2 protein-coding genes are annotated in these 11,322 nt (G+C 67.9%); both read right to left on the reverse strand.

The annotated features are described in order from the left end of the window. Positions 1-8 precede the first annotated feature (8 nt). A complete protein-coding gene (locus tag LV75_RS06450) occupies positions 9-4,169 on the reverse strand; it encodes a type I polyketide synthase (RefSeq protein ID WP_301318748.1) in 4,161 nt (1,386 codons plus the stop codon). Next, entirely contained in the window at positions 4,166-11,110 is a 6,945-nt protein-coding gene (locus LV75_RS06455; RefSeq protein WP_253885757.1) for a polyketide synthase, read from the reverse strand. Before LV75_RS06455 ends, LV75_RS06450 begins: the two co-directional genes overlap by 4 nt. Positions 11,111-11,322 lie beyond the last annotated feature (212 nt).

Below are 11,322 nucleotides of genomic sequence, written 5' to 3' on the forward strand. Positions count from 1 at the left end.
GATTCCTCCTAGTCCTCGTCCACGTGCGTGCTGAAGCTCCGGCTGATCCGCGCGACCAGATCGGCCGCCGCGATGTCCTCCTCGTCGTCGGTCTCTTGTGGACCTATGTCGAGTTCTTCGGCGAGGTAGGGGATGAGGTCGTCGAGGTTCGAGTGCTTGAAGACGACAGTGGGTGGGATGGGCAGCTCGAGAGCACTCGCCAGGCGGGAGTGGAACTCCACAGCCATCAGCGAATCCATGCCCATGCTGAAGAAACCCCGTTGCCTGCTCAGCTCCGAACGCTCGCCCAAGACATCACGGAGGATTAGCTCAACCTGTTCACCCAAGAAGGCCATCTCGTCCTTGGCCGCGGCGATCTCCGCGCGCAAAGATGAGGCTGCCTGCCGCTGTTCTGGTTCGAACCCGAGTTCTGTTTCGACACCGAGTTCTGGTTCGACACCGAAGAAGCCGGGTACGGTGCCGGTCGTCGCGCTGAGAGCGGTCCAGTCGCCGTTGATCACTGCGACCGAGTCGCGGCTCAGCACCAGCCGGGCACCCCGGTCTGGTTCGATCATCCGCAGTCCGGACCGCTCGTGCGCTTCATCGGCCGCCATGCCGATGCCAGACCATGGGCCCCATTGGATGGCGGCACCCGGTAGCCCGGCTGCCCTGCGCTGTGCCATGAGCCCGTCGAGGAAGGCGTTCGCTGCAGCGTAGGCGCCGGAGGCGAAGGTTGGGAGGAACGTTGAGATGGACGAGAAGGCGATGAAGAAGTCCAGCCCGGTGGCCTTCTGATGCAGGTGCCACGCGCCATCGACCTTGGGGGCGAGCACGGCGTGGAACCGTTCAGCGCTCTGCCGCAGCAGGATCGCGTCGTCGAGAACCCCAGCCGCGTGCACGATCCCGTTGAACGGCCCGTGCGCGTCGATCAGGGCGTCCACCGCGGTCGGATCGCTGATGTCGGCGGGGTGCACCCGCACGGTCGCTCGGATCTCCGCGATCTTGGCTCGCTGGTCGGCCGCCGGCTCGCGACGGCTCGTGAGCACGATCGTGCCCGCGCCACCCTTGGCCAGTTCTTCGGCCGTGCGCAGGCCCAGCGCCCCGAGACCGCCGGTGATCAGGTAGGTGCCGTCCCGCTTGAGGTCGACGGTGTCGGCAGAGGTTGCCGGAATGAGCCTGGGCCGGTGGTGGATCCCGTTGCGGATGACGGTGTAGGGCGCACTGGTGGGGGCGTCGGCATCGTCGGTGTCGACGGCGGTGAGCTGCAGCTCGGGGTGTTCCGCTGCGATGGTGTGGAGCAGGCCCCAGACGGCGGTGTGCGATGGGTCGGTGTTCTCTTGTGGACTCAGCGCGTGGGCGTGTCGGGTGACGACGTGCAGCCGGGGCGGTTTGGGGCGCGAGGTGATGTCCTGGACCAGCGTCAAGAGGTCGGTCACCAAGCGGTGGGTGTGCGCGGCCGGATCGCCGGTGGCGGGTTCCGGCTCGAAGCGGACACTATCCACAGTATCCACAGAGGGCTGTGGATCAGTTGGTTCCCAGCCGACGCGGTGCAGCCACTGTTCGTCTGAAGTGGACTCTGGGGCGAACCAGTGCCGCTCGCGCTGGAACGGGTAGCCGGGTAGGTCGACTCGACGCTGTGGGGTCTCGTGGTACGCGGCCCAGTCGATGGGGTAACCGCGGACGTACAGTTCGGCCAGGCTTGTGGCCAGCTCCTCCCACTCGCGGGATCGACGGGCGCTCGGCAGCCACGTGTGGTCGGGGAGGAGACCGCGGCCGAGGCCGGACAGCACCGGCTGTGGGCCGATCTCGATGAACACGTGGTTCTCGGCCAGCTCGCGCACACCGTCGGCGAACAGCACGGGGTTCAGGGCGTGCCGCACCCAGTACGCCGGGTCGGTCGCCGTGATCGGCCGACCGGTCACATTGGACACAACCGGGATCGACGGCGGCGAGAAGGTGGTGTCGCGCAACACCTCGGTGAACTCCCCGGTGATCGGCTGCATCAGCGGAGAGTGGAACGCGTGGGAGACGCGCAGGTCACGGTTGGTCACTCCGAATGCGGCCAACTCCTCGACCGCGGCCGCCACCTGCGTCCCGTCCCCGGAGATGACGATCTCCTCCGGCCCGTTCACCGCCGCCACGCTCACCAGCGGGTATCCGGAGATGGCCGCCTCGATCGCCTTCTGGTCGCCGCGCAGCGAGACCATCCGGCCGCCCTCGGGCAATGCCTGCATCAACCTCCCCCGCGCCACGACCAACCGCAGCGCGTCTTCGAGCGACAACATCCCGGCCACGCACGCGGCGACCAGTTCGCCTACGCTGTGCCCGAGCACCGCGGCCGGGCGCACGCCCCACGAGATCCACAGCCGTGCCAGGGCGAACTCGTAGGCGAACAGCGCGGGCTGGGCGTACTCGGTGCGGGCGAGTTCCGCTTCGCTGACCTCGCCGTCGAGCAGGTCACGAAGACTGCGGCCCAGCAGCGGCTGGACGACCTCGTCGCACTCGCGGATGGTCTCGTCGAAGACCTTGCTCCCGCGCATCAGCCAGCCGCCCATCCGCGGGTGCTGCGCGCCTTGGCCGGTGAACAGGAACGCGACCCTGGGCGGGGTTTGGCTCGCGTGGCCAGTCCTGGTCGTCAGCTCGCCCTCCGACGACACGACCACGGCCGCCCGGTGCTCGAAGTGGCTGCGAGCGGTGTTCGCGGTGTAGGCAGCCTCGCTTGTGGCTATCTCCGCCAGTTGGCGCTGTGCGGCTCGCAACGCGGGCGCCGAGGCAGCGGACACGGTCACGACGGTGGCCGACCGGTGACGGGCTGTGGCCTTCGCTAGAGGCGCCTCTGGGCCTGCCAGCACGATGTGGCAGTTGGAGCCGCTGAACCCGAACGAGCTGATCCCCGCGACCCGGCGGCCTCGCTGCCACGCTTCCGCCGCTGTTGGTACTCGGAGCGGTAGCGACCAGTCCACGAACTGGCTGGGCTTTTCGAAGTGCAGGTTCGGCGGGATAGTGCCGTGCTGAACAGACAGCACTGCCTTGATGACCCCCGCGATACCGGCTGCGGACTCGAGGTGGCCGAAGTTGGACTTGACCGCGCCCAACACGAGCGGCTGCTCCCGCTCACCGAAGACAGCGCCCAAAGCAGCTGCCTCGATCGGGTCGCCCAGGGCGGTACCGGTGCCGTGGGTCTCTATGAAGCCAACCTCGGCAGGGGAGACGCCCGCATCGCGTAGAGCATCTCGGATGACGGCCTGCTGAGACGGGCCGTGCGGCACGGTAAGACCGCTTCGCCTGCCGTCCTGGTTGGTCGCGCTGCCTAGCACTACCGCGAGGATGTTGTCCCCGTCGCGTTCGGCATCCGACAAGCGCTTAAGCACGACTATGCCGCAGCCCTCGGCCCGGACATACCCGTTCGCTGCGGCTGAGAACGGCTTGCAGCGACCATCAGGGGCCATCATCCGGGCCTTGGAGAGGCTGATGGTCTCGTGCGGGGTGAGGATCTGGTTGACCCCACCCGCCACAGCGACGTCACATGTGCCGGTCCGCAGGTCGCGAACCGCGAGGTGAAGCGCGACCGCCGATGACGAGCACGCTGTGTCTACGGACAGCGACGGGCCCGTTAGGCCGAGGAAGTACGAGAGGCGACCGCTCGCGGTGCTGGTAGTGCTACCGGAGCTGAAGTAGCCGTCGATCCTGTCGTCGCCGTGAAGGACCATCGCCTCGCGGTAGTCGACATTGCTGATACCGACATAGACGCCGGTGCGCTCCGGTAGGTCCTTCACCGGCATCCCGGCGTGCTCGAACGCGCGCCAGGTGACCTCTAGCAGCATCCGTTGCTGCGGGTCGATGCTGGCCGCCTCACGCGCGGAGACCCCGAAGGCGGCGGTGTCGAACCCGGCCGGGTTGGGTACGAATCCGCCATACCGGGTGTTCATCCGGCCGGGCTTGTCCGGATCCGGGTCGTAGTAGGCGTCGATTTCCCAGCGGTCCGACGGCACCTCGGTGATCGCGTCACGGCCCTCGAACAGCAGCCGCCAGAACTCCGCAGGACCCTCCGCACCGGGAAAGCGGCAGCCGATCCCGACCACCGCGACCGGCTCCGGGGCAACCACCTTCGCCGCTTGGAGTTCAGACTCCAAGTGCTCGATCCGCGCCAAGGCCTTGCGCAGCAGTACGTCGTAGTTGGGGCTGCTCATAAGTCTCCCAGCCCGAGCTTGGCCGCCAAGAGCCGAGCCACGTCGTCGGTGTCGGTCAGCCCCAACTCAGCGACAAGGTGGTCGGTCAGGCTCGACAGGGTCGGGTAGTCGAAGACGACCGTCTGCCCCAGCGGCTGACCTAGCACCGTCTGGAGGCGGTTGCGCAGTTCGATCGAACTAAGCGAGTCCAGCCCTAGCGAGAAGAACCCCACGTCCGGGCCTAGACCACGGTCGGTGCCGATGCTGTGCACGACCTGGTCGCGAACCTCGGCCGCAAGCAAGTCTCGACGCTGCTCAGGTGGGGTCACCTCAAGCCGGTCGCGGAACGAGTCGTCGTCCCGTTTGGTCTCGAATCGGGCCAGTACCGGAGAGGCGTTGAGTTGGTGCTTGAGGAACCTCGGCCATTCGATTGGTAGGACTGCCCGCACGCCGTTAGTGCCGAGCAACGCCGCCAGTGCTGCCAGGCCATCTTCGGTGGGGATGACGCCTTCGCCTAGTGAGGTCAGCTTGTCGTTCAGGCCCGCCCGTGCACTCATGCCGGTCTCTGCCCACGAGCCCCACTGCACGGCCAAGGCAGGTAGCCCTAGACCCCGTCGGTACTCGGCGAGACCGTCGAGGAAAGCGTTTGCGGTGGCGTAGTTGCCCTGGCCGGGGGATCCCAGTGCCGAGCTGATCGAGGAGAACAGCACGAAGAAGTCCAGGTCCCCGGTCAGTCGGTGCAGGTGCCAGGCCGCGTCCGCCTTGGGGCCGAGAACGGTCCGGAACCGCTCGGGGGTCTGCTGGGCGAGCACGCCGTCGTCGAGGACCCCGGCCAGGTGGAACACGCCCTTGAGGTCGATGATCCCGTCGAGGAACGCCCTGAGCGCCGCCTCGTCGGACACGTCGACGACCGCGGTGCTGACCTCGGCCCCCGCGCCCCGCAGCTCGGCGATGACCTTCTCGGCCTCGGGGCCGGGCGCTGAGCGGCCGATCAGCGCGAGACGGCGGGCGCCTTGGCGGCGCAGCAGCCGGGCGGTCTCCAGGCCGAGGCCACCGAGGCCGCCGGTGATGAGGTAGGTCCCGTCCGCACCGAGGGTGGGGCCCGCGTCAGGCGCGGTTTCACGGGTCAGGCGCGCGACGTAGCGGGTGCCGTCTTGGTAGGCGACCTGGGTCTCCGGCCCGGACAGGTCGTTGAGCAAGGCTGTTGCCGGAGTGGACTCGTCCAGATCGATGAGCGTGAGGTGGAGGTCGGGGTGCTCCAAGGCGATAACCCTGCCCAGACCCCATAGTGCTGCCTGGGCCGGGTTGGTCACCACCCGGGTTCCGGCGGCTTGAGCGCCTCGGGTGACTATGACGAGCTTCGAGCCACTGTCTGCCAGATCGCGGACAACGCTAAGTAGGGGAGTGGCGAGCTCGGCTGGATCGGTGCTGGAAGACTCGGCAGGCAGGCAGTAGAGGACGGTCCGACCCTCGATAGCGCTGCCTGCGGAGTCACCGAGGTGGGCGAACGCGCCTTCTGTGACTACCACCGGGCGTTCGGTAGATGCGGCCGCTGCAGGGGCTTCCGTCCACTGGATTGCGTAGAGCCACTCGCGCCACGTCTCGGTCCCTAGCATTGCGCGTCGACTGGCGAGCTTGAGGAGAATGCCTTCCATGGTAAGCACTAGGTTCCCGTCCGCGTCGAACAGGTCCACATCGCCGTGCAAGGTCTCTGGGGCCTCGCAGTCGTTAGGCCGCAGCCGGGCGTGACACCAGGCCCGAGTGCCGACCTTCGCGTGGAGTGTCAGCTTCTCCACACCCACCGGCACGTAGGTGCGCCTGCCGTACTTCTCCGGGTAGGTGACCGTAAGCGCGAGGAAGCATGCCTCTAGCAGCACCGGATGGATTCGATGCTCGGTCTCGCCGTGCAGAGCCCGCGGTAGCGCTATCTCGGACAGGCAGGTGATGCCATCCCGCCACAGCCGCTCGGTTGCCCAGAACAGCTCACCGAGGTCGATCTCCCGTTCTCGTTCGCCTTGGTAGATCTCCTCGACCGGTACCTCGCTGGTGAACCGCTCCTGCAGCCCGGCCAGCGGCTCCACCTCCAGCGGCGACCCTGCCGGGCCTGTGGCCCCGGAGGCGTGCAACGTCCACTGGCGATCACCAGGGACTCGGGAGTGGATCCTTAAGCCCTCGGGCAACAACGCGATCTGCACCTCGCGAAGAGCACCTGCGTCCGCGAAGCTCATGGCCCGGTGGACGAAGAAGTCGCGCACCACAGCACCAGGACCGCCGAACACCTCGTGATGGGCGGCCAGGGCGGTCTCCAGGAACGCCACACCAGGCATGACGATCGACTGGAACACCCGGTGGTCACCCAGCCAGGACAGCGTTTGAGGGCCCAGCGTGGCCTGGAAGCGGACACCATCGCTATCGGCGATGTCCAGTCGCTGCCCGATGAGCGGGCCGCCTGCCTTCGGTGTCCGGGTCTTAGCTGTCTGGGCGGTAGGTGCTTGGGTGCTCGGTGCGTCGACCCAATGCCGTTCCCGCTGCCACGGGTAGGTAGGCAAGGCGACCTTGAGATAACCCTCTTGCGAGTAGAGCTCGGCCAAGTCGATGTCCACGCCTGCGGCGAAGAGATCCCTTGCGCCACGCAGCAACTGCTCCGACTCGTGTCCTGGCCGCAATGACGGCACCAACAAGGCATCAGCATCTACGTGGGACAGCAGCGTCGGCTTAGGCGACACCTCGACGAACACATCCACACCGGACTCGACAAGGGTGTGGACGCCATCGCCGAACCGGACCGTGTTGAGCACATGGTCGACCCAGTACTGAGCCGTCGCGATCTCTGGTCCCGCGACAGCGCCGGTAGCGTTAGAGACGACTGGGATGGTCGGCTCGTGGTAGGTGATTCCACCGGCGATCCTGGTGAAGTCGTCGAGCATCGGCCGCATAAGAGGCGAGTGGAACGCGTGCGAGACAACGAGCTCCTTGCACCGCACGCCCCTGCGCTCAAGCTCTGCTTGGACTTGCCTGACCTGCTCAGCGCGACCCGAGATCACGGTCGACCCTGGAGAGTTCACCGCAGCGATCGACACCTCGGTGTACTGGTCGACCAACTCGGCCACAGCCGCCTCGGCAGCGGCTACCGACACCATCCGGCCCGGCTCGTCGAGCCTCTGCATGAGCCGACCCCGGTGCGCCACCAGCGTGATCGCGCCGGTCAACGAGAACACCCCGGCCAGGTGCGCGGCGACGAACTCACCCACGCTGTGCCCGAGCAACGCCTCAGGCCGCACACCCCACGACAGCCACAGCTTCGCCAAGGCATATTCGACCGCGAACAGCGCAGGCTGCGCATGCGCCGTGTCGTTGATCGCCTTCTCGTCAGCCAGCACCGCGTGTAGGTCGAACAACCCCGAGAGCAACACGGCGCACTCATCGACGGCATCCCGGAACACCGCGTGCTCGTCGTAGAGCGCTCGCCCCATCCCCGCGTACTGCGAACCCTGGCCGCTGAACAGGAACGCGACCTTCGACCGCCGTGTGTCCTCCCTATAGGACTCCAACGCGTCCCGAGCATCCGCAGTCGTCGACACCACGGCCGCGAAGCGATGGCCAAACACCTGTCGCCCGGTCGCAGCGGTCGCGCACATGTCGGACACCGGGAGGTCGGGGTGCGCGGTGAGGTGCTCGGCGTACCGGGCAACGAGCTCTCGTAGTGCTTGCGCCGTCTTGGCGCTCACAGTCAGCACGTGCGGCCCCGGTTTCGCGGGCACCTCCGGCTGCGGGGGAGCCTGCTCCAACACGACGTGGCAGTTCGTGCCGCCCATGCCGAACGAACTCACCCCGGCACGGCGCTTCGTCGCCCACTCCGGCCACGGCGTCGGCTCGGCGGAGACGAAGAACGGGCCCGCGCCGAAGTCGATCTCGGGGTTGGGCTTGCTGAAGTGCACCGTCGGCGGGACCGTGCCGCGCTCGACCGCCAGCGCCGCCTTGACCAACCCGGCGATGCCCGCGGCCTCGTCCAGGTGCCCGATGTTGGTCTTGACCGACCCCAGGACACAACTGCTCTCGGGCAGTGGGCCATCGAGTTGGAACGCCGAGTTCAGCGCGGCCACCTCGATGGGATCCCCGATCGCGGTCCCGGTGCCGTGCGCCTCCACATACCCGACCGACCCCGCGGACACCCCAGCGTCGGCCAAAGCGTCAGCCACAACCTCGGCTTGCCGCTGCACGCTCGGCGCGGTGAATCCCACCTTCACCGACCCGTCGTTGTTGACCGCGGACCCCTTGACCACCGCGATCACCCGGTCGCCATCGGCTAGAGCTTTCGCCAGCGGCTTAAGCAGCACGACGCCACCGCCGTTGCCGAACAGCGTCCCGTCTGCCTCAGCATCGAAGGCACGGCAGTGCCCGTCGCGAGAACGGACCATGCCCTCTTCATAGAGGTACCCGCCTCGCTGCGGCACGATCACGGACACTCCACCTGCCAATGCCATGTCGCTCTCGCCTGAGCGCAAGCTCTGGCACGCCAGGTGCACCGCCACCAGCGAGGTCGAGCACGCGGTCTGTACCGCCACACTCGGCCCGCGCAGGTCGAGTTTATAAGAGACTCGAGTGGGTAGGTAGTTGCGGTCGTTGCCCAGCTTCGCTTGGAACTGGGCCATGTCCGCCTCTATGAACGGACCGCTCGCACCTCGGGTGAGGTTGTTCACCAGGTACGTGCTCACGCTGGAACCGGCGAACACCCCTATCGCGCCGTGTTCCGACCCCGGCCGGTACCCGGCGTCCTCGAAGGCCTCCCACGCGCACTCCAAGAAGAGTCGGTGCTGTGGGTCGGTCACGGCGGCCTCTTTGGCGTTCATGTCGAAGAACGCCGCGTCGAACCGGTCGATATCTGGCAGCACAGCCGCTGCCCGTACATAGTTGGGGTTGCCGAGCAGAGCTGGGTCTGCCTGGTCGAGTTCGTCCAGGGTGGTTACCGACTCCACTCCTGCGACTAGATCCCTCCAGAACGCCTCTATGTCGTCCGCGCCGGGGAACCTGCCCGCCATACCGATGATCGCGATGTCCCCTTGCGCCGCTGCCCGGCGGCGTGGCGTGAGCACTGGGGCCTCTTGGTCCAAGTGGGCCGCCAACGTCCGGATCGTGGGATGGCTGAACAGGTCGACCAAGGCGAACGCGCCGCCGGTCCGTTCGGCCAGCGCCTCCCTCAGCGCGACCAGGTGCAAAGACGTGCCGCCGATGTCGAAGAAGTTGTCCGTGGTGCCGACCTCGTCGAGCCCCAGCACATCCCGCCACACCCCGCTGAGCAGGCGCTCGGTGGCGGTACGCGGCGCGGCAGCGGGCTCGTCGGACAACCGCTCCACCACGTCCGGCGGCAGCAGCGCCCGGCGGTCGGTCTTGCCGCTCGCGGTGCGCGGCATCGCCTCCAGCAGCTCGTACACCTCCGGCACCAGGTACCGGGGGAGCTGGGCCGACAGGTACCGGTGCAGGCGGCGCGGCAGGGTCCAGAGATCCTCCGACGTGGTCGCCGTGCTCTCTGCGGTCATCGTGCTCTCTGTGGTCACCGTGATCACCACGTGTGCGACCAGCCGTTCCTGCCCGGCCACCTCTTGGGCCAGCACCACGGCTTCCCGGACCTCCGGGTGCGACTCGAGGACGGCCTCCACCTCGCCCGGCTCGACCCGCACGCCGTTGACCTTGACCTGGTCGTCCGCGCGACCCAGGTGCTCCACCGTTCCGTCCGGGGCTATTCGGCCCAGGTCACCCGTGCGGTAGATACGCCCTGGCCCGAAAGGGTTGTCCAGGAAACGCTGTGTGGTCAGGTCTGGGCGGTTGAGGTACCCGTGGGCGACACCGATCCCGCCGATGTACAGCTCTCCCTCGGCAACCGCGTGGTGGTCCTCGTCCAGGACGTGCACCTCGACCCCGGAGATCGGCTTGCCGATCGGTACCGCCGTCGGCCACTCGGCGGGGTCGCCGTCGAGGGTGTGCGCGGTGGCGTCCTGGAACTCCGTGGCCCCGTAGTGGTTGTGCAGCCTGCCGCCGTCGGTGCGCTGGAAGAACGCCCGCAGCGCCGGGGTGAGCCGCAGCCGCTCACCGGTGGTCACCACGTCCCGGAGGGGCAGTGCGCCGGTGCGGTCCGCGGCGGCCTCGGCCAGCCGCGTCAGCGTGGACACCGGCGCGAACAGCCGCTCGATGCCTTGCCGTTCAAGGAAATCCGCGAGCGCGTGCGGGTCCCTGCGGGTCCGCTCGTCGGCCACGACCAGCGTGCCGCCGAAGCACAGCGTCGAGAACACCTCGTGGAACGAGAAGTCGAAGCTCGCCGCGCACACCTGCGCGGTGCGCGCCTGGTTGCTGCCCGGCCTGCTCCGCTCGTGCCACCACAGCAGGTTGACCAGCGACCGGTGCGTCATCGGGACGCCCTTGGGACGCCCGGTCGACCCCGAGGTGAAGATCGTGTACGCCGGGGCGTCCAGGTCGACGGCCACCGGTGCGCGGGTGGGACTGTCCGGTGGGGCACCATCGACCACACCACCGTGCGCACCACCGACAACATCACCGAGCACGTCGCCGGGAACTCCGTCGAGCACGAGGGTCCGCGCCGGGAACGGGGTCTCCCGCCCGGCATCGGTGATCAGCACCGCGATGTCGGCGTCCTCGGCGATCGCGCGCAGCCGGGGCGCGGGGTCCGCGGTGTCCATCGGCACGTAGCACGCGCCCGCCTTGAGCACGCCCAGCATCGCGGCGAACAACTCCGGGCCGCGGCGCAAGTGCAGCGCCACCAACGAGCCCGCGCCGACACCCGCGCCCAGTAACCAGGACGCGACCCGTTGCGCCATCCGGTCGAGGTCGGCGTAACTCACTTGGCGGTTGCCGTCCACCACCGCGACCGATTCAGCCGGACGCTGGGTGAGCACCAGCTCGACGAGACCGTGCACTGTGATCACTGGCACAGCGGCGCGCTCGTTCATCTGTGTGCCCCCAACGACATGCGCCCGACACCTCGCGTGGACGCCTCGACGACCGGTCCGACAACAGCGTGCGTACAACGTCGTGCGAACTGCTCCGGTGCTTGCGACATCGGCGAACGGGTCCAAAAGGGGTGCCGCGCCAATGGGGGCGAACAACGGCCCCGGCTTTTGACTATACCCAGCCACGCCGTCAGTTCCAGTCCCTCGCGAGT

Source organism: Actinokineospora diospyrosa (assembly GCF_024171925.1).
In the GTDB taxonomy this organism is placed as follows: Bacteria; Actinomycetota; Actinomycetes; order Mycobacteriales; family Pseudonocardiaceae; genus Actinokineospora; species Actinokineospora diospyrosa.